Raw genomic sequence first — 18,669 nt, forward strand, 5'->3', positions numbered from 1 at the left:
CCAAGAGCCCCACCGCCGAGGAGAAGGCGGCCGCCGAGGCCGCCGCCGCCGAGGAGCAGGCCGCCGCGACCACCGACGCACCCGCCGAAGAGGCGACCACCCCGGTGACCACCGCGGCCGATGTCGCCGCCGACGCCGTCGACAGCCCGGCCGAGGCCGGTGCGACAGAGCCGACCGCCACGGAGCCCGCCCCGAGCGAGCCCGCCGCGGCCGCCGCGACCGAGCCCGCCGACGCCGAGATCGCCGCGACCGAGACCACTGAGGCCGAGACGGCGGCTCCCGCCGACGCCGCGACAGCGACGGACGACGCCGCCGCCGATGGTGCCGAGCAGCCCGAGGAGACCCCGGCCCGTGGCCGCGGTCGCAGCCGTTCGCGCAACCGCAACCGCAACAAGGGCGACGCGGGGGACAAGGCCGACGCCGTTCCTGCCGTCGCCGATGAGGCCGAGGCGCCGGCGCAGGGCGGTCAGCGCGACAACGGCCAGCGCGACAGCGGCCAGCGCGACAGCGCCCCGCGCGAGTCCGGCCAGCGCGAGTCCGGTCAGCGTGACAACGCCCAGCGTGACAACGCCTCGCGCGAGTCCGGTCAGCGTGACAACGGCCCGCAGCAGAACGGCCAGCAGGCCCAGCAGCAGCAGGGCGGGGCCAACAGCCGCAACCGCCAGCGCAACAAGCGCCGCGGACAGACCACCACCGGTGACGAGTTCGAGACCGAGATCGGCGAGGACGACGTGCTCGTTCCGATCGCGGGCGTTCTCGACGTGCTCGACAACTACGCGTTCGTGCGGACGACCGGCTACCTGCCCGGCCCGAGTGACGTCTACGTCTCGCTCGGACAGGTCAAGAAGTACAACCTCCGCAAGGGCGATGCCGTCGTGGGCGCCATCAAGCAGCCCCGCGAGGGCGAGCAGCAGGGCCGCCAGAAGTACAACGCCCTCGTGCAGGTCGACTCGGTCAACGGTCTGTCGGTCGACGACGCCGCCGCGCGCGTGGAGTTCAACAACCTCACGCCGCTGTACCCGCAGGAGCGACTGCGGCTCGAGACCGGTCCCGAGAAGCTGACGCAGCGCATCATCGACCTCGTCGCCCCGGTCGGCAAGGGCCAGCGCGGCCTCATCGTCGCCCCGCCCAAGGCCGGCAAGACGATCGTGCTGCAGCAGATCGCCAACGCCATCGCCACCAACAACCCCGAGGTCCACCTCATGGTCGTGCTCGTCGACGAGCGCCCCGAAGAGGTCACCGACATGCAGCGCACCGTGCGCGGCGAGGTCATCGCCTCGACCTTCGACCGCCCGGCCGAAGACCACACCACGGTCGCCGAGTTGGCGATCGAGCGCGCGAAGCGTCTGGTCGAGCTCGGCCGCGACGTGGTCGTGCTGCTGGACTCCATCACCCGCCTCGGCCGCGCCTACAACCTCGCCGCCCCCACCTCGGGCCGCGTGCTCTCCGGTGGCGTCGACGCGTCGGCGCTCTACCCGCCGAAGCGTTTCTTCGGTGCGGCGCGCAACATCGAGAACGGCGGGTCCCTCACGATCCTCGCCACGGCGCTCGTGGAGACCGGCTCGAAGATGGACGACGTCATCTTCGAGGAGTTCAAGGGCACCGGCAACAGCGAACTGCGTCTGAACCGTCACCTCGCCGACAAGCGGATCTTCCCCGCGGTCGACGTCAACGCGTCGAGCACCCGCCGCGAGGAGATGCTGCTCTCGAACGACGAGGTCAAGATCACCTGGAAGCTCCGCCGTGCGCTCGCCGGGCTCGAGCCCCAGCAGGCCCTCGAGGTCGTGCTCGGAAAGCTCAAGGAGACCCAGTCGAACGTCGAGTTCCTCGTGCAGATGCAGAAGTCGATCCCGGCGCCCGCGCGCGGCGGAGACGACAACAGCATCCGCTGATCGGGGCGGGAGGCGCCATGTCGGAACCCGCGATGTTCGAGTCGGTGCGTGCACTCCTCGAGGAGCACAAGGCCGTTCAGGAGGAACTCTCCGACCCGGCCGTGCACGCGGACGCCGCGCGCGCCAAGCGCGTCAATCGGCGCTACGCCGAGCTGTCCCGGATCGTCGCGGCCCACGAGGCGTGGACCGCGGCGTCCGACGACCTCGAGGCGGCACGCGAGCTCGCCCGCGAGGACGACGCCTTCGCCGAGGAGGTCCCGGCGATGGAGGAACGCGTCGCCGAGACGCAGGAACGTCTGCGGCGCCTGCTCATCCCGCGCGACCCGGACGACGCCCGCGACGTGATCATGGAGATCAAGGGCGGTGAGGGAGGCGCGGAGAGCGCGCTCTTCGCGGCCGACCTCCTGCGCATGTACCTGCAGTACGCGGCATCCATGGGGTGGAAGACGGAGATGCTCGAGCGCACCGAGTCCGACCTCGGTGGCTACAAAGACGTGCAGGTCGCGATCAAGGGTGCCTCGAGCGATCCGGCTCAGGGGGTGTGGGCCCACCTCAAGTACGAGGGCGGCGTGCACCGCGTGCAGCGCGTGCCCGCCACCGAGTCGCAGGGGCGCATCCACACCTCGACCACCGGCGTGCTCGTCTTCCCCGAGGTCGATGAGCCCGAAGAGGTCGCGATCGACCCGAACGACCTGAAGATCGACGTGTTCCGCTCCTCCGGCCCCGGCGGGCAGTCGGTGAACACCACCGATTCGGCCGTGCGCATCACCCACGTGCCCACCGGCATCGTCGTGTCGATGCAGAACGAGAAGTCGCAGCTGCAGAACCGCGAGGCCGGCATGCGCGTGCTGCGCGCGCGTCTGCTGGCGAAGCAGCAGGAGGAGCGCGACGCGGTCGCCGCCGACGCCCGTCGCTCGCAGATCCGCGGGATGGACCGTTCCGAGCGCATCCGCACGTACAACTTCCCCGAGAACCGCATCGCCGACCACCGCACGGGCTACAAGGCCTACAACCTCGATCAGGTGATGGACGGCGCCCTCGGCCCCCTCATCGAGTCGGCGATCAGCGCCGACGAAGAGGCGCGGCTCGCAGCCCTGGCCGACGCCTGACGTTCGCCGTGCTCACCCCGGCACAGATCGTCACCTTCGACGACACCCCGCCGCCTCCCGGTCTCTCGCCGTGGGTGGGCGAGCCGGAGCAGCCGCGTCGCATCGCGGTCGTCGAACCGGATGCCGCGTGGCCGGCGACCTTCGCCGCCCTGCGGGATCGCATCGTCGAGGTGCTCGGCGATCGCGCGCTGGTCGTCGAGCACGTGGGTTCCACGTCGGTTCCCGGGTTGGCCGCCAAGCCCGTGATCGACATCGACCTCACCGTCGCCGATACCGACGACGAAGACTCCTATGTGCCGGGTCTGGAAGCCGTGGGCTTCGTGCTGCGCGTGCGCGAGCCGTGGTGGCTCGGGCATCGCTGCCTGGTGGCATCCGTTCCCGCCGCCAACGTGCACGTCTGGCCGCCGGACAGCCCGGAAGCCGCGCGGCACCGCCTGTTCCGGGACCATCTGCGCGCGCACGCGCCGGATCGCGCCCTGTACGCCCGGATCAAGCGGGAGGTCGCGGCAGACGGCCTGATGAGCGAGTACAACGCGCGCAAGCAGGCGACCATCCGCGAGATCTACGCGCGCGCCTTCGTCGCGGCGGGTCTCCGGCCGGCATAGCCGTACGGGGAGGATCCCGGGCTCAGGCGTCCCAGGCCGGGGGATGGGGGAGCGGACCGCGTCGGCGCTCGAGCTGAGCCGCCAGCGAGAGCAGGACGGCCTCGCCGCCGGGTCGACCGACGAGCTGGATCGACACGGGATGCCCGGCGGCATCCGTCACCACGGGCAGCGTCACGGCGGGCAGCCCCGCGACGTTGACGAAGCTGGAGTACGGCGCGTATTCGACCTGCATCGCGAACGTGCGTTCGGGGGAGTGTCCGGCGTAGGACCCGACCGGCTGCGGGGGCTGGGCGAGGGCCGGCGTGAGCACCGCATCGAAGGGGGCGAAGTCCGCGATCGTCCGGCGCTCGAACGCGCGGGCCGCGGCGAGGCCGCCGAGCAGCTCGAGCGCTGACAGACCCCGGCCCTCCTGCACCAGCCAGGCGGTGAGCGGCTCGACGAGCGTCATGTCGACATCGTCCAGGGGGATCCGCGCGGCGCTGGCGCGCCACAGCACGCGGAACAGCGCCGCGTAGCCGACCGGATGCCAGTCGGCATCCGCCACGTCGTGACCGGCGTCGCCGAGCCAGGCGGCGGACGTGTCGAAGGCGCGGCGCGCGTCGTCGTCGAGCACGATGTGCTCGTCGTCGTCCCACGGTGAGAGGGTGGTGACGCCGATGCGCAGGCGCCCGGGATCGCGTCGGGCGGCGTCGACGAACGGACCCGCGCCGGGGGCTGCGGTCGCGTAGGCGAACGGGGCGAGTCCGCAGAGGGCGTCGAGGAGCACGGCCGCGTCCTCCGCCGACCGGGCGATCGGACCGGTCACCGACAGGCCGTCGGGGGAGTCGAAGCCCGAGCCGAGCGGCAGTCGACCGCGCGAGGGCTTCACCCCCACCACCCCCACCGTCGCGGAGGGGATGCGGATCGAGCCGCCGCCGTCGGACCCGACCGCGGCCGGCAGCAGGCCCGCGGCCACGGCGACCGCGGCACCGCCGCTGGAGCCCCCCGCGCCGGCCGAGGGGCGCCACGGATCGCGCGCGGGAGGGTGGATGAGCGGCTCGGTGAACCCCGTCAGCCCGAACTCGGAGGTGCTCGTCTTGCCGATCGTGACCACTCCGGCGGCGTCGAGGGCGTCGGCCAGGGGATCGGATGCCGTGGGCACGTGGTCGACGCGCGAGCGCGAGCCGTAACGGGTCGGCATCCCCGCTCGCGCCACGAGGTCTTTGTCGGCGTGGGGGATGCCCCAGAGCGGCCCGCGCGGCATCCGATCGAGGGCAGCCACGCGCCGGCGCACGATGCCGGGGCTGAGGTGCGCGAAGGCGCCGAGACCGGCCAGGCGGTCGGCGCGGTCGAGGTAGTGCCCGGCGAGGTCGGCGGGAGAGACCTCGCCGTCGCGCAGGGCTTCGATCTGGGCGACGAGCGACAGATCGTGCAGGCGGGCCATGGGTCGAGCCTACGACGCGACGCCGTCGCGCGAGGCGGCTCCGGCGCTCGCGCCGGGCGGGCGCGAGCGGGACGTCAGATCCAGTACTCGGGGGTGGTCAGCACGGCCCGGGTGTCTTCGCCCCGGCGTCGCGCGCGCGCCGTCGCGGGAACGCCGACCAGCACGCTGTCGGCGGGGGCGTCGCGGGTGACGACCGCGTTCGCGCCCACCACCGAGCGGGCCCCGAGCGTGATCGGCCCGAGGATCTTCGCGCCGGCGCCGACCGCGACGCCGTCGTGGAGCGTCGGATGCCGTTTGCCGCCCTCGCGCTGGCGACCACCGAGCGTGACGCCGTGGTACAGCATGACGTCGTCGCCGACCTCGGCGGTTTCGCCGATCACGACGCCCATGCCGTGGTCGATGAAGAAGCGTCGACCGATCGTCGCCCCGGGGTGGATCTCGACGCCGGTGAGCCATCGCGTCACCTGCGACAGGGCCCGCGCCGGGAAGCGCAGACCCCGTCGCCAGAGGCGGTTCGCGACGCGGTGCGACCAGACCGCGTGCAGCCCGGGGTAGAGGAGGGCGATCTCGAGCGCGCCTCGCGCCGCGGGGTCGCGGAGCTTGGCGGAGGCGATGTCTTCGCGGAGTCGGGAGAGGACCCCCACGTCAGTCTTCGCGCAGGTGCTCGTACAGCGCCGTGGACAGGTAACGCTCGCCGTACGACGGGATGATCACGACGATGTTCTTGCCGGCCGCCTCGGGGCGACGGGCGACCTCGAGGGCCGCCCAGATGGCCGCACCCGACGACATGCCCACGAGGATGCCGTCTTTGGCCGCGGTCTCGCGCGCGAGGCGGATGGCGTCGTCGAACTCGACGTCGATGACCTCGTCGATGATGTCGCGGTCGAGGATCGCGGGCACGAAGTTGGGCCCGATGCCCTGGATCTTGTGCGGGCCGGGGTGGCCCTTGGTGAGGACGGGGGAGTCGGCGGGCTCGACCGCCACGATCTTGACGCCCGGGATGCGCTCCTTCAGCACCTGGCCGACGCCGGTGATGGTGCCGCCGGTGCCGATCCCGGCGACGAAGTAGTCGACCTTGCCCTCGGTGTCGCGCAGGATCTCCTCCGCCGTGGTCTTGCGGTGGATGGCCGGGTTGGCCTCGTTCTCGAACTGGCGGGCCCACACCGCGCCCGGGGTCTCGGCGACGATGCGCTTGGCCTCGTCGACCGCGTGCGACATGCCCTTGGTGGGGTCGGTGAGCACGAGCTCGGCCCCGAACGCCTTGAGCAGGATGCGACGCTCCTTCGACATCGAGGCGGGCATCGTGAGGATCACCTTGTACCCGCGCGCGGCGCCCACCATCGCCAAGGCGATGCCGGTGTTCCCGCTCGTGGACTCGACGAGCGTGCCGCCGGGCTTGAGCTCGCCCGATGCCTCGGCGGCGTCGACGATCGCGATGCCCAAGCGGTCCTTCACGCTGGAGGCCGGGTTGTAGAACTCGAGCTTGGCGAGGATCTGACCTCCGGCGCCCTCGGCGACGCGGTTCAGCCGCACCAGCGGCGTGTCGCCGTATGCAGAGGTGATGTCGGAGTGGATGCCGGGCATGGCTTGCCTTTCGCCGTCGGTCGGGACGCGATCATTTTAGGTGAGCCCCCCGACGGCGCAGGCCCGTATAACGCCGCGCGACTAGGCTGGGCTCCCGTCATGCCTGAGACCGCCCCGCTCCCCGCCACCACCGCCACCGTCGCCGAGGTCGTCCGCGACACCGTCGCGCGACTCGCGGCGGCAGGCGTCCCCGATGCGCACGTCGACGCGGAGCTGCTCGTCGCCCACGTCCTCGATGTCTCTCGCGGGGGAGTGCAGGCCGCTTCCATCCGCGGCGACCGGATGCCGGCAGCCGCCCGGGCGGTGCTGGTTCCGCTCGTCGACCGGCGCTGCGCGCGCGAACCCCTCCAGCATCTGACCGGATCGGCCCCCTTCCGCTCGATGGAGCTGGCGGTCGGACCCGGGGTGTTCGTGCCGCGCCCGGAGACCGAGATGGTCGCGCAGCTCGCGATCGACGCCCTTCGCGCCGTCGCCTCCGAGGCGCCCGTCGCGGTCGACCTCGGCACCGGCAGCGGGGCGATCGCCCTCGCCCTGGCGACGGAGGTCCCGCACGCCCGCGTCTTCGCCGCGGAGAACAGTGTCGACGCCTTCGTCTGGACGAAGGAGAACGTCGCGCGTATCGGCGCGCGCAACATCACCCTCGCCTTCATCGACCTCGCGCACGCCTTCCCCGAGCTCGACGGGACCGTGTCGGTGGTGGCATCCAACCCTCCGTACGTACCCGACGACGCGATCCCGCGTGATCCCGAGGTGCGCCTGTACGACCCGCCGGCGGCGCTGTACGGCGGACCAGACGGGCTGGATGCCGTCCGGCAGCTGAGTCGCGTGGGTCTGCGACTCGCGCACTCCGGCGGCACCATCGTGATCGAACACGGCGAATGGCAGGGCGCCGCCATCCGCGACATCCTGACCGCCGACGGTTGGCGCTCGGCCGCGACCCACCCCGACCTCACCACCCGCGACCGCGCAACCACCGCGGTGCGTCCCTGACCGGCCGCTCCGGAGCGCGCACGACGTGCGGCGCGGCTAGACTGACGCCCGATATGTCACCCGTCTACGACTGCCGTGACGAGTCGCAGCTGCTGAGCGGGATGCGCCACGCGCGTCAGGCGATCGGCCGAGGCGAACTCGTCGTGCTCCCCACCGACACCGTCTACGGAATCGCCGCCGACGCGTTCAACGCGCGCGCCGTCGCGGGACTCCTCGAGGCGAAGGGCCGCGGCCGCCAGCAGCCGCCGCCCGTCCTCGTCGCGGGCGTCGGGACCCTGCGCGCGCTGGTGGCCGAGGTCCCGCCCGCGGTCGACGACCTCGTGCGGGAGTTCTGGCCCGGCGGACTCACGATCGTCCTGCCCGCCCAGCCCTCCCTGTCCTGGGACCTCGGCGACACCCACGGCACCGTGGCCGTGCGCATGCCGGCCCAGAAGCTGACCCTCGAACTGCTCGAGGAGACCGGCCCGCTGGCCGTGTCGAGCGCGAACCTCACCGGTATGCCCGCGGCGGTCGACATCGACGCGGCGCGAGACATGCTCGGCGACGACATCGCCGCCTACCTCGATGCCGGCGTGAGCGAGACGGGCATCGCCTCCACGATCGTGGACGCCACCACTCTCGTCGGCGGGGCCGAGCCGCAGGTGCGCGTGCTGCGCGAGGGTGCCGTGTCCCGCGAACGCCTCCGCGCCGTCCTCGGAGACCTCCTCGAGCCGGATCCGGTGGACGACCGCGACGCTCCCGCGACGCAGGCGACTCCGGATGCCGCCCCGGATGACGAGGCCCCGGGTCCGTGACCCAGTACCTCCTCATCATCCTGTTCACGGCGGCGGTCACGCTCGCGCTGTCGTGGGTGGTGTGGAAGCTCGCCCTGCGCTTCAAGCTGTATCCCGGCATCCGGGAGCGCGACGTGCACAAGACGCCGACGCCGCGTCTCGGCGGTGTCGCGATGTTCCTCGGCGTCGTCGCCGCGTTCGCGCTGTCGAGTCGCAACCCCTACTTCTCGATCTTCTGGACCGACCCGGTCCCGGTGCTGTCGCTGCTCGGGGCGGTCCTGCTCATCGTGCTGGTCGGCGTCGCCGATGATCTCTGGGACCTCGACTGGATGATCAAGCTCGGCGCGCAATTCGTCGCCGCCGGCATCATCGCGTGGTTCGGCCAACTGCAGATCCTGTCGCTTCCGATCGGCGCCCTCACCGTGGGGTCGAGCTGGGTCAGCTTCCTGCTCACGGTCTTCGCCCTGGTCGTGGTGATGAACGCCGTGAACTTCATCGACGGGCTCAACGGTCTCGTCGCCGGTGTGTGCCTCATCGCGAACGGCGTCTTCTTCGCCTACTCGTACCTGCTCGTGCGCGACACCGGCGCGAGCACCTACTTCAACCTCGCGTCGTTCATCGCGGCCGTGCTCGTGGGGGCGTGCCTGGGCTTCCTGCCGATGAACTGGACGCCGGCGAAGCTCTTCATGGGAGACGCGGGCGCCCTGATGCTGGGCCTGCTCATGGCCAGCTCCGCCGTCGCGATCACCGGACAGCTCGACCCGGCCGTGCTCGACCCCGAAAGAATCGGCCGCTCGCAGCTGCTGGGTGCGTTCATCCCCATTCTTCTGCCGGTCGTGATCGTGCTCCTGCCCCTGCTCGATTTCGGCCTGGCGGTGGCCCGGCGCCAGTGGGCGGGGCGCTCGCCGTTCTCCCCCGACCGGAAGCACCTGCACCACCGCATGCTCGACATGGGCCACTCCGACCGAGACGCGGTCCTGATCTTCTACAGCTGGACCGCCGTGGTGAGCCTGGCGTTCCTGTTGATGTACATCGGCACGCAGCAGAGCTGGCCCGGCGACTACGCGATCGGCATCGCGTTCGGCGTCGTCGGCGTCGGTGCGTGCATCGTGCTCACCCTGCTTCCGTCCCGGCGCTTCTCGCGCCGCCCCGCACCCGAGGAGTCGTCATGACCGCCCCGCTCTCCAGCACCCCCGTCCTGCGCGCCGCCCTCGTCTGGTCGGCGGTGGTCGCGGTGGTCGTGCTCGTCGTCGCGGTCGCCGTCGGCGCCCTGGTCGCGGGCGGGAACGGAGCCCTGAGCGGGGGAGTGGGAGCTGCGGTCGGCGCCATCTTCCCGGCGCTCACCGCGGTCAGCATCCTGATCGCCAACCGGTTCTACGGAAACCCGTCCTGGTTGCAGATCTTCTTCGGGGTGGTGCTGGGCGGCTGGCTGCTGAAGTTCGTGCTCGTCATCATCGCCTTCCTGGTGCTGCTGCGTCTCGATTGGGTCGTCGCCCCGATCTTCTTCTTCGCGCTGCTGGCCACCGCGGTCAGCTCGCTCGTGGTGGATCTGCTCGTGATCTCCCGCATGCGCCTCCCGGCCGTCTCCGAGACGGTCCTGCCGCAGGCGAGCGATCCCGACGAGGTCTGACCACCCGGATGCCGCGAAACCGAGGATCTTTGATACGCTGTCCATACGCACCTCGGCCGGTGTGCGGCGGTGACGCCGAGGCCCCGGGGAGAGACGTTTCCCACCCTCCCCGAACCGCTTTGTTGCGGCTCGAGAAGCTGGAGCCACCCCGTTGACTCAGGCGAATACGATCGCGCACATCACTGCTGACGCGAACACATTCCACCCGCCGTCCATCTCGGACTTCTTCCCGCCCGAGCTGTTGTTCGCCGGCACGCCCTTCGCGATCACGCGCATCACTCTGGTGCAGCTGCTCGCGACGGCCGTCATGGTGTTCATCATCGTGTGGGGTACCCGTCGCATGACGGTCGTGCCCGGTCGCTTCCAGAGCGTGGTCGAGCTCGGTTTCGGATTCATCCGCGAGCAGATCGCCTTCCAGGTGCTCGGCGAGAAGGACGGCAAGCGCTTCCTTCCCCTGTTGACCGCGATGTTCTTCACGATCCTCGCGCTCAACCTCACCGGTGTCATCCCGTTCCTGAACATCCCGGGAACGTCGGTGGCCGGAGCGCCACTGGTCTTCGCCCTCACGGCTTACGTCGCGTTCGTCTACGCCGGTATCCGCCGGCACGGCGTCGGGCACTTCCTGAAGAACTCGCTGGTCCCCAGCGGCGTTCCGGTCTACCTCGTTCCGATCATCGCGATCGTCGAGCTGATCTCGGTCTTCGTCGCCCGACCGGTGTCGCTCTTCCTCCGACTGCTGCTGAACATGATCGTCGGGCACCTCATGCTCGTGCTGTTCTTCTCGGCCACCCAGTTCTTCTTCTTCAGCTTCAACCTGCTCACGCCGCTCGCCGCGGGAACGCTCGCCCTCGGGTTCGCGTTCACGCTCTTCGAGGTGTTCGTGGCGCTGCTGCAGGCTTATGTCTTCACGATCCTCACCGCGGTCTACATCCAGCTCGCGGTGGCGGAAGAGCACTGACGACCAGCCGCCCGGCTGTTCGCCCTACGAAAGGAAACCCTCAGTGGACGCAACGACGATTCTCGCTCAGGTCACGGGCAACATCGCGACCGTGGGCTACGGTCTCGCTGCCATCGGCCCGGCCATCGGTCTCGGCATCATGATCGGCAAGACCATCGAGTCGACCGCCCGTCAGCCCGAGCTCGCCGGTCGCCTGCAGACCACCATGTTCATCGGTGTCGCATTCATCGAGATCCTCGCGCTGATCGGCATCGCCACGCCCTTCATCTTCGGCGCGCTCTGATCCACCCGATCCCCGAGTAAGGAGACAGGATGCTTCAGGCTCTTGTCACGGTCGCAGCCGAGGAAGGCAGCGAAGGCGGTAACCCGCTGCTGCCGGCCGTCTACGACATCACGTGGTCGCTCGTCTGCTTCGTCATCATCGCTTTCGTCGTGTGGCGCGTCGCGCTCCCGCGCATCGGCGCGGTGCTCGACGCGCGCAGCACGGCGATCGAGGGCAACATCGCGAAGGCCGACGAGGCCCAGCGCAAGGCCGAGGCCGCTCTCGAGGAGTACACCGCGCAGCTTGCCGCCGCCCGCAAGGAGGCCGGTGAGATCCGCGAGTCGGCTCGTGAGGACGGTCGCAAGATCGTGGCCGAGGCCAAGGAGACCGCGTCGAGTGAGGCGGCTCGACTGACCGCCACGGCGCACACGCAGATCGAGGCCGAGCGCCAGACCGCTCTGGTGTCGCTGCGCTCCGAGGTGGGCACGCTCGCCGTCGACCTGGCCGGCAACGTCATCGGTGAGTCCCTCTCCGACGACGCCAAGGCCCAGGCCGTGGTCGACCGCTTCCTGGCCGACCTCGAGGCATCCGAGAAGGCGGCCAAGTAATGGGCAGCGCGACCACTCAGGCGCGGGCGACCATGGCGGACGCCCTCGGCTCCGCCACCGGTGTCGACCTCGACGTCGCCCGCGAGCTGTTCGCCGCGGCGCGCACCGTGGACTCGTCGTCGCACCTGAGCGGCGCGCTGGCCGACAAGTCGGCGCCCGCTTCGGCGCGCGCCGGTGTGGTCACGGCCGTGTTCGGTCCGTCGTTCGCTCCGACGACGGTGGCGCTCCTGCGCACCGTCGTCGAGCAGCGCTGGTCGAACGCCGACGAGCTGGTCGACGGGCTCGAAGAGCTCGCGGTCCGTGCGGCGGCCGTGGCCGACGCGCACAGTGACGTCGAGGGCGAGCTGTTCCAGTTCTCGCGCACCGTCGCCGCCAACGGCGACCTCGAGCTCGCGCTCGGGAGCCGCGTGGGCGACCCGGCCGCGAAGGGCGCGCTCGTGGCGTCGCTCCTCGAGGGCCGCGTGAGCGCGGCGACCGTGCTGGTCGCGTCGTCGCTGGTGCAGCAGCCGCGAGAGCGTCGCGTGCGTTCGCTCCTGCGCTGGGCGGAGCGTCTCGTCGCCCAGCAGCGCGGTCGCATCGTCGCCACGGTGCACGCCGTCGCCCCTCTGAGCGAGGAGCAGGCGACCCGCCTGCAGAACGCTCTGGGCGCGCGTTACGGCTCGGCCGTGACGCTCAACACGGTCATCGACCCGACGGTGGTGGGTGGGCTGCGCGTGCAGATCGCCGACGACGTCATCGACGCGAGCGTCTCGACGCGTCTCGCCGACCTGCGGCAGCGGATCGCAGGCTAAGACTTCCCGCCCGAACGGGCGGAGATCTGGGGGCCGATGGCCCCACGAACGAAGGAAGACAATGGCAGACCTCTCTATCAGCCCCGACGTCATCCGTGACGCGCTGAAGGACTTCGTCAACGCCTACGAGGCGACCGGCGCCGCGGCGAACGAGGTCGGTTCGGTCGTGGATGCCGCTGACGGCATCGCTCACGTCGAAGGCCTCCCCGGTGTCATGGCGAACGAGCTCGTGCGCTTCGAAGACGGCACGCTCGGCCTCGCCCAGAACCTCGACCAGGACGAGATCGGCGTCGTCGTGCTCGGCGAGTTCTCGGGCGTCGAGGAGGGCCAGGCGGTCACCCGCACGGGCGAGGTGCTCTCGGTCGGCGTCGGCGACGGCTACCTGGGCCGCGTGGTCGACCCGCTCGGCAACCCGATCGACGGTCTCGGCGAGATCGCGACCGAGGGCCGTCGCGCGCTCGAGCTGCAGGCGCCCGGCGTCATGCAGCGCAAGAGCGTGCACGAGCCCCTCCAGACCGGCATCAAGGCCATCGACGCCATGATCCCCGTCGGCCGCGGTCAGCGTCAGCTCATCATCGGCGACCGCCAGACCGGTAAGACGGCCATCGCGATCGACACGATCATCAACCAGAAGACCAACTGGGAGTCGGGCGACGTCAACAAGCAGGTGCGTTGCATCTACGTCGCCATCGGCCAGAAGGGGTCCACCATCGCTTCGGTGAAGGGCGCCCTCGAGGATGCCGGAGCGATGGAGTACACCACCATCGTGGCGGCCCCCGCGTCCGACCCCGCCGGCTTCAAGTACCTCGCTCCGTACACCGGTTCGGCGATCGGCCAGCACTGGATGTACGGCGGCAAGCACGTGCTGATCATCTTCGACGACCTGTCGAAGCAGGCCGAGGCCTACCGCGCCGTGTCGCTGCTGCTGCGTCGTCCGCCGGGCCGCGAGGCGTACCCCGGTGACGTCTTCTACCTGCACTCGCGTCTGCTCGAGCGTTGCGCGAAGCTGTCCGACGAGCTCGGTGCCGGTTCGATGACGGGTCTGCCCATCATCGAGACCAAGGCCAACGACGTCTCGGCGTACATCCCGACCAACGTGATCTCGATCACCGACGGCCAGATCTTCCTCCAGTCCGATCTCTTCAACGCCAACCAGCGTCCGGCGGTCGACGTGGGTATCTCGGTCTCGCGCGTCGGCGGCGACGCGCAGGTGAAGTCGATCAAGAAGGTCTCGGGGACGCTCAAGCTCGAGCTGGCGCAGTACCGCTCCCTCGAAGCGTTCGCCATGTTCGCGAGCGACCTCGACGCCGCGTCGCGTCGCCAGCTCGCCCGTGGTGCGCGCCTGACGGAGCTGCTGAAGCAGCCGCAGTACTCGCCGTACCCCGTCGAGGAGCAGGTCGTGTCGATCTGGGCCGGTACGAACGGCAAGCTCGACACCATCGAGGTGTCCGACGTTCTGCGGTTCGAGCGCGAGATGCTCGACTACCTGCGTCGCAACTCGGGCGTGCTCGAGACGCTGCGCGAGACCAACGCGCTGGGTGACGACACCGTGGCCGAGCTCGAGCAGAAGATCGACCAGTTCATCCTCGAATTCCAGGCCGGTGACGATCGTGGGATCGTCGGCGGCGAGAAGGTCGAGGCCGCTGAGGCCGACGACGTCAACCAGGAGCGGATCGTCAAGGGCCGTCGCTGACAGCGACGACACGAGAACGGAATCATGGGCGCACAACTACGGGTCTACAAGCAGAAGATCAGTTCTGCTCAGACGACCAAGAAGATCACGAAGGCGATGGAGCTCATCGCTGCGTCGCGCATCCAGAAGGCGATGGCGCGTGTGCGCGCGGCATCGCCCTTCGCGCGAGCCGTGACCAACGCGGTGTCGGCGGTGGCCACGCACTCGAGCATCGACCACCCCCTGACCACCGAGCGGGAGAACATCCGGCGATCGGCCGTGGTCATCTTCACGTCCGACCGCGGGCTCGCGGGTGCGTTCAACTCGCAGATCCTCCGAGAGGGTCTCGAGCTGTCCGAGCTTCTGCGCTCGCAGGGCAAAGAGGTGGAGTACTACCTGGTCGGTCGTAAGGCCGTGGGGTACTTCCAGTTCCGCCGGATGGCCAGCAAGGCGCAGTGGACCGGCGACACCGACACGCCCCAGTTCTCCACCGCCGAGGAGATCTCGGCGGCGGTGCTCGAGTCGTACAACCGCTCGGGCGAGAACGACGGCGTCGATGAGATCCACCTGGTCTACAACCGCTTCGTCAGCATGATGACGCAGTCGCCCGAAACGGTGCGCCTGCTCCCTCTCGAGGTCGTCGAGGCGGACGCGGCCCCCGCACAGGCGCAGCTGTACCCGCTCTACGAGTTCGAGCCCGACGCCGAGACGGTGCTCGATGCGCTTCTGCCGGTCTACGTCCAGAGCCGGATCTTCAACGCCCTCCTGCAGTCGTCGGCGGCGAAGCACGCCGCGACGCAGAAGGCCATGAAGTCGGCCAGCGACAACGCCGACAAGCTCATCACCGACTACACCCGTCTGCGCAACAACGCGCGTCAGGCGGAGATCACGCAGCAGATCGCCGAGATCGTCGGCGGCGCCGATGCCCTGGCATCCGGCAAGTAAGTTCCCAAGGAGAGAAGAAGCCATGAGCCTCACCGCCGAGAAGACCGACGCGGCCGTCGTCGGACGCGTCGCGCGTGTCACCGGCCCGGTCGTCGACATCGAGTTCCCGCACGACGCGATCCCGGAGATCTACAACGCGCTGAAGACCACGATCACCATCGGTGACCAGCCGACCGAGATCACGCTCGAGGTCGCCCAGCACCTGGGCGACGACCTCGTCCGCGCCATCTCGCTCAAGCCCACCGACGGCATGGTCCGCGGTCAGGAAGTGCGCGACACCGGCGGCCCCATCTCGGTGCCCGTCGGCGACGTCACCAAGGGCAAGGTCTTCGACGTCACCGGAGAGGTCCTCAACGGCGTCCCCGGCGAGACCATCGAGGTCACCGAGCGCTGGGGCATCCACCGCAAGGCCCCCAGCTTCGACCAGCTCGAGTCCAAGACCGAGATGTTCGAGACCGGCATCAAGTCGATCGACCTGCTGACGCCCTATGTGCAGGGTGGCAAGATCGGCCTCTTCGGTGGTGCGGGCGTCGGTAAGACCGTCCTCATCCAGGAGATGATCCAGCGCGTCGCGCAGGACCACGGTGGCGTGTCGGTGTTCGCCGGTGTCGGCGAGCGCACCCGTGAGGGCAACGACCTCATCGCCGAGATGGAGGAGGCGGGCGTCTTCGACAAGACCGCCCTCGTGTTCGGCCAGATGGACGAGCCGCCGGGAACGCGTCTTCGCGTCGCTCTGTCGGCCCTGACGATGGCGGAGTACTTCCGCGACGTGCAGAAGCAGGACGTGCTGTTGTTCATCGACAACATCTTCCGCTTCACCCAGGCCGGCTCCGAGGTCTCGACGCTGCTGGGTCGTATGCCCTCGGCCGTCGGTTACCAGCCGAACCTCGCCGACGAGATGGGTGTGCTCCAGGAGCGCATCACCTCGACCCGCGGTCACTCGATCACGTCGCTCCAGGCCATCTACGTGCCCGCCGACGACTACACCGACCCGGCTCCGGCGACGACGTTCGCGCACCTCGACGCCACCACCGAGCTGTCGCGTGAGATCGCGTCGAAGGGTCTGTACCCCGCGATCGACCCGCTCACCTCGACGAGCCGCATCCTCGACCCGCGCTACATCGGTGCCGACCACTACCGCGTGGCGACCTCCGTGAAGCAGATCCTGCAGAAGAACAAGGAACTGCAGGAGATCATCGCGATCCTCGGTGTCGACGAGCTCTCCGAGGAAGACAAGATCGTCGTGTCGCGTGCACGCCGCATCCAGCAGTTCCTCTCGCAGAACACCTACATGGCGAAGAAGTTCACCGGTGTCGAGGGCTCCACGGTTCCGATCAAGGAGACCATCGAGTCGTTCGACGCGATCGTCAAGGGCGACTTCGACCACGTCGCCGAGCAGGCGTTCTTCAACGTCGGCGGCATCGACGACGTCGAGGCCAAGTGGGCGCAGATCCAGAAGGAGAACGGCTGACATGTCGTTGCGCGTGAGCCTGGTGTCGGCCGACGCCGAGGTGTGGACGGGAGAGGCGACGCTCGTCGTGGCCAAGACCGTCGAGGGTGAGATCGGTTTCATGCAGGGGCATGAGCCGGTGCTCGCGATCCTCGCCCAGGGCGAGGTGCGCATCACCCGCACCGACGGCACGAAGATCCTGGCCAACGCCGAGGACGGCTTCCTGTCGATGGCGGACGACGAACTCACCATCGTCGCCGGGAACGCCGCGCTCGTCTCCTGACGCCGTTTCATCGCTGACGCGCGTCGCCCGAGAGATCGGGCGGCGCGCGTCGCTTTTCGCCGAAAGACCCCATGCTCGTCCTCCTCCCACCCTCCGAGACCAAGCGCCCGGGCGGCGACGGTGCGCCCGTCGAACTGGACGCGCTGGCACTGCCCGTTCTCTTGCCGCAACGCGAGGCCGTCCTCGACGCGCTGGTCGCCCTCGGCTCCGACGAGGACGCCGCGGCGCGCGTGCTCAAGATCAGCCCGAAACGCCGCCACGAGATCGCCGACAACACCGCCGTACGCGTCTCGCCGACGCTGCCGGCGATGGACCGCTACACCGGTGTGCTCTTCGACGCCCTGGATGCCGGGAGTCTTCGCACCGCCGAGCGCTCCTGGCTCGGATCCCACGCCCTGATCCACTCGGCGCCGTTCGGCCCGGTCGGGGCGCTGGACGGCATCCCGGCCTACCGGTTGGCGGCCGGCACCTCGCTCCCGGGCCTCCCGCCGCTGCGCCGGATATGGGCGGGAGCGGTCACCGAGGCGCTGTCGTCGACCGCGCCCGACTTCGTGCTCGATCTGCGGTCGGAGGCCTACGCGGCGTTGGGCCCCGTTCCCGAGGGGATCGATTCCGCCTACGTGCGCGTGGTGAGCGAGGGACCCGGGGGTGCGGTCCGCGCGCTCAACCACTTCAACAAGCGCGCGAAGGGGGAGTTGGTGCGCGCTCTCGCGGCGGGGCGGGCGCCCATCCGCAGCCTCGACGACTTCCGCGCCTGGGCGGAGTCGGCGGGGTGGGTCCTCCGCGACGGTGCTCCCGGCGAGGTGGCGCTCATTGTATGACACGGGCGCGTCGCTGTCAGGAAAGTCCCAGCTTCGCTAGCATGTGCATCGCGGGAGATTCCCGCCGGTGACGCGCGGAAGCGCACGATTCCGTCCGGAAGGAACTTCGTGAACACCACATATCTCGCTTACAGCGACTACGGGACGACCAGCGGGGCCGAAGCCGCGCTGATCGGCGTGGTCTACCTGTTCATCTTCCTGCTCTCCATCGCCGGATACGTCATCAGCTCCTTCCTGCTGATGCGGATCTTCGACAGGGCGGGCGTCCAGGGCAAGTGGCGCGCCTGGGTCCCGGTCTACAACTACCTGGTCTTCGCCAAGCTCGGCGATGTCTCACCGTGGGTGGTCCTCGCCCTGGTGGTCGCGTCGGCGATCCCGCTCCTGCAGTTCCTCGCCGGTCTGGCGCTCCTGGTCGCTCTGATCATGATCTCCTACCGCGTCAACGCCAAGTTCGGCCGCGAATGGCCCCTGCTCCTGCTGTTCATCCTCGGTCCCCTGGGACAGTGGATCTTCCTCGCCATCCTCGCGTTCGGCTCCAACCCGTGGAACCCCGCGATCCGCCCCGCCCCGTGGGCGAACAGCTTCCTCGCCGACAAGACGGTGTGGAACGGCATCCCCGTCCAGCCCGGCCAGCAGGTCGGCCCCGGCGCGAACGGTCCCGCGTACGGTGGCCCGCCCGCCCCGCCCGCTCAGGGCTACGCACCGCCGCAGACCCCGCCCGCCGGGGGTACGACGCCCCCGCCGCCGGCACCGCCGGCCGGACCGCGGGCCTGACGACCGCCGGTCCGCCGGGGCGGGCGGCCGCCCCATCGCCCCCGTTCCCCCCCGGGTCAACGGACGCCCCCCCCGTCGATGCCGCGGAGAGACCCGGAC

Annotated in this window: 20 protein-coding genes; 17 read left to right on the forward strand and 3 right to left on the reverse strand. The window is 70.0% G+C overall.

Annotation, left to right across the window (positions count from 1 at the left end):
- Positions 1-104 precede the first annotated feature (104 nt).
- The 3 genes from rho to ACK4LS_RS13035 are packed head-to-tail and all read left to right on the forward strand — an operon-like array spanning position 105 to position 3,606.
- Positions 105-1,892 carry a transcription termination factor Rho gene (gene rho / locus ACK4LS_RS13025; RefSeq protein ID WP_409717989.1) on the forward strand — a complete coding sequence of 596 codons (1,788 nt, stop codon included), beginning with the start codon at positions 105-107 and terminating at the stop codon, positions 1,890-1,892.
- Between the two features lie 32 nt (positions 1,893-1,924).
- On the forward strand, positions 1,925-3,001 hold the full coding sequence (gene prfA, locus ACK4LS_RS13030) for a peptide chain release factor 1 (RefSeq protein ID WP_409717992.1): 1,077 nt from the start codon (positions 1,925-1,927) through the stop codon (positions 2,999-3,001).
- 8 nt (positions 3,002-3,009) lie between these two features.
- On the forward strand, positions 3,010-3,606 hold the full coding sequence (locus ACK4LS_RS13035) for a GrpB family protein (RefSeq protein ID WP_409717938.1): 597 nt from the start codon (positions 3,010-3,012) through the stop codon (positions 3,604-3,606).
- A 22-nt stretch (positions 3,607-3,628) separates the two neighbouring features.
- Here the strand turns inward: ACK4LS_RS13035 and ACK4LS_RS13040 are convergent, their stop codons facing one another.
- From ACK4LS_RS13040 to cysK, 3 genes are all read right to left on the reverse strand, one after another.
- On the reverse strand, positions 3,629-5,029 hold the full coding sequence (locus ACK4LS_RS13040) for an amidase (protein WP_409717941.1): 1,401 nt from the start codon (positions 5,027-5,029) through the stop codon (positions 3,629-3,631).
- A 74-nt stretch (positions 5,030-5,103) separates the two neighbouring features.
- Positions 5,104-5,673: a serine O-acetyltransferase EpsC gene (gene epsC / locus ACK4LS_RS13045; protein WP_409717944.1), complete on the reverse strand. Its 570-nt coding sequence runs from the start codon at positions 5,671-5,673 to the stop codon at positions 5,104-5,106.
- Between the two features lies 1 nt (position 5,674).
- The gene (gene cysK / locus ACK4LS_RS13050) at positions 5,675-6,613 is read right to left on the reverse strand and encodes a cysteine synthase A (protein WP_409717947.1); all 939 of its coding nucleotides are present in this window, start codon (positions 6,611-6,613) and stop codon (positions 5,675-5,677) included.
- A 99-nt stretch (positions 6,614-6,712) separates the two neighbouring features.
- Here cysK and prmC point away from each other — a divergent pair, with 99 nt between their 5' ends.
- The 14 genes from prmC to ACK4LS_RS13120 all read left to right on the forward strand — a co-directional run bounded on the left by prmC (position 6,713) and on the right by ACK4LS_RS13120 (position 18,570).
- Positions 6,713-7,603, forward strand: coding sequence for a peptide chain release factor N(5)-glutamine methyltransferase (prmC, locus tag ACK4LS_RS13055; protein ID WP_409717950.1), 891 nt, complete (start codon positions 6,713-6,715; stop codon positions 7,601-7,603).
- A 53-nt stretch (positions 7,604-7,656) separates the two neighbouring features.
- Positions 7,657-8,397 (forward strand): L-threonylcarbamoyladenylate synthase, encoded by a 741-nt coding sequence (locus ACK4LS_RS13060; RefSeq protein WP_409717953.1) that lies wholly within the window; start codon positions 7,657-7,659, stop codon positions 8,395-8,397.
- Positions 8,394-9,548: an MraY family glycosyltransferase gene (locus ACK4LS_RS13065; RefSeq protein WP_409717956.1), complete on the forward strand. Its 1,155-nt coding sequence runs from the start codon at positions 8,394-8,396 to the stop codon at positions 9,546-9,548. Before ACK4LS_RS13060 ends, ACK4LS_RS13065 begins: the two co-directional genes overlap by 4 nt.
- Positions 9,545-10,006, forward strand: a complete 462-nt coding sequence (locus tag ACK4LS_RS13070) for a hypothetical protein (RefSeq protein WP_409717959.1) — start codon at positions 9,545-9,547, stop codon at positions 10,004-10,006. Before ACK4LS_RS13065 ends, ACK4LS_RS13070 begins: the two co-directional genes overlap by 4 nt.
- Before the next feature lie 151 nt (positions 10,007-10,157).
- On the forward strand, positions 10,158-10,964 hold the full coding sequence (atpB, locus tag ACK4LS_RS13075; protein WP_409717962.1) for a F0F1 ATP synthase subunit A: 807 nt from the start codon (positions 10,158-10,160) through the stop codon (positions 10,962-10,964).
- A gap of 43 nt (positions 10,965-11,007) precedes the next feature.
- Positions 11,008-11,247 carry a F0F1 ATP synthase subunit C gene (gene atpE, locus ACK4LS_RS13080; RefSeq protein ID WP_055834851.1) on the forward strand — a complete coding sequence of 80 codons (240 nt, stop codon included), beginning with the start codon at positions 11,008-11,010 and terminating at the stop codon, positions 11,245-11,247.
- A 29-nt stretch (positions 11,248-11,276) separates the two neighbouring features.
- Positions 11,277-11,834 carry a F0F1 ATP synthase subunit B gene (locus ACK4LS_RS13085; protein ID WP_409717966.1) on the forward strand — a complete coding sequence of 186 codons (558 nt, stop codon included), beginning with the start codon at positions 11,277-11,279 and terminating at the stop codon, positions 11,832-11,834.
- Positions 11,834-12,625 (forward strand): F0F1 ATP synthase subunit delta, encoded by a 792-nt coding sequence (locus tag ACK4LS_RS13090; protein ID WP_409717969.1) that lies wholly within the window; start codon positions 11,834-11,836, stop codon positions 12,623-12,625. Before ACK4LS_RS13085 ends, ACK4LS_RS13090 begins: the two co-directional genes overlap by 1 nt.
- Before the next feature lie 61 nt (positions 12,626-12,686).
- The gene (gene atpA, locus ACK4LS_RS13095; RefSeq protein ID WP_409717972.1) at positions 12,687-14,318 is read left to right on the forward strand and encodes a F0F1 ATP synthase subunit alpha; all 1,632 of its coding nucleotides are present in this window, start codon (positions 12,687-12,689) and stop codon (positions 14,316-14,318) included.
- 24 nt (positions 14,319-14,342) lie between these two features.
- The gene (locus ACK4LS_RS13100; protein WP_409717975.1) at positions 14,343-15,242 is read left to right on the forward strand and encodes a F0F1 ATP synthase subunit gamma; all 900 of its coding nucleotides are present in this window, start codon (positions 14,343-14,345) and stop codon (positions 15,240-15,242) included.
- Between the two features lie 22 nt (positions 15,243-15,264).
- Positions 15,265-16,713 (forward strand): F0F1 ATP synthase subunit beta, encoded by a 1,449-nt coding sequence (atpD, locus tag ACK4LS_RS13105; RefSeq protein WP_409717978.1) that lies wholly within the window; start codon positions 15,265-15,267, stop codon positions 16,711-16,713.
- 1 nt (position 16,714) lies between these two features.
- Positions 16,715-16,975, forward strand: a complete 261-nt coding sequence (locus tag ACK4LS_RS13110; protein WP_056227136.1) for a F0F1 ATP synthase subunit epsilon — start codon at positions 16,715-16,717, stop codon at positions 16,973-16,975.
- Positions 16,976-17,046: 71 nt separating this feature from the next.
- Positions 17,047-17,796, forward strand: coding sequence for a peroxide stress protein YaaA (locus ACK4LS_RS13115; protein WP_409717983.1), 750 nt, complete (start codon positions 17,047-17,049; stop codon positions 17,794-17,796).
- A gap of 108 nt (positions 17,797-17,904) precedes the next feature.
- Entirely contained in the window at positions 17,905-18,570 is a 666-nt protein-coding gene (locus tag ACK4LS_RS13120) for a large exoprotein (RefSeq protein WP_409717986.1), read from the forward strand.
- Positions 18,571-18,669: the final 99 nt, after the last annotated feature.

The organism is Microbacterium sp. (assembly GCF_046295495.1).
Taxonomy (GTDB): Bacteria; Actinomycetota; Actinomycetes; order Actinomycetales; family Microbacteriaceae; genus Microbacterium.

Coding starts and splice junctions, on each gene's coding strand:
- prfA (WP_409717992.1), top strand. CDS start 1,925: ATGTTCGAGTCGGTGCGTGCACTCCTCGAGGAGCACAAGGCCGTTCAG.
- ACK4LS_RS13040 (WP_409717941.1), bottom strand. CDS start 5,029: ATGGCCCGCCTGCACGATCTGTCGCTCGTCGCCCAGATCGAAGCCCTG.
- cysK (WP_409717947.1), bottom strand. CDS start 6,613: ATGCCCGGCATCCACTCCGACATCACCTCTGCATACGGCGACACGCCG.
- prmC (WP_409717950.1), top strand. CDS start 6,713: ATGCCTGAGACCGCCCCGCTCCCCGCCACCACCGCCACCGTCGCCGAG.
- ACK4LS_RS13060 (WP_409717953.1), top strand. CDS start 7,657: ATGTCACCCGTCTACGACTGCCGTGACGAGTCGCAGCTGCTGAGCGGG.
- ACK4LS_RS13070 (WP_409717959.1), top strand. CDS start 9,545: ATGACCGCCCCGCTCTCCAGCACCCCCGTCCTGCGCGCCGCCCTCGTC.
- ACK4LS_RS13085 (WP_409717966.1), top strand. CDS start 11,277: ATGCTTCAGGCTCTTGTCACGGTCGCAGCCGAGGAAGGCAGCGAAGGC.
- ACK4LS_RS13090 (WP_409717969.1), top strand. CDS start 11,834: ATGGGCAGCGCGACCACTCAGGCGCGGGCGACCATGGCGGACGCCCTC.
- atpA (WP_409717972.1), top strand. CDS start 12,687: ATGGCAGACCTCTCTATCAGCCCCGACGTCATCCGTGACGCGCTGAAG.
- ACK4LS_RS13100 (WP_409717975.1), top strand. CDS start 14,343: ATGGGCGCACAACTACGGGTCTACAAGCAGAAGATCAGTTCTGCTCAG.
- atpD (WP_409717978.1), top strand. CDS start 15,265: ATGAGCCTCACCGCCGAGAAGACCGACGCGGCCGTCGTCGGACGCGTC.
- ACK4LS_RS13110 (WP_056227136.1), top strand. CDS start 16,715: ATGTCGTTGCGCGTGAGCCTGGTGTCGGCCGACGCCGAGGTGTGGACG.
- ACK4LS_RS13115 (WP_409717983.1), top strand. CDS start 17,047: ATGCTCGTCCTCCTCCCACCCTCCGAGACCAAGCGCCCGGGCGGCGAC.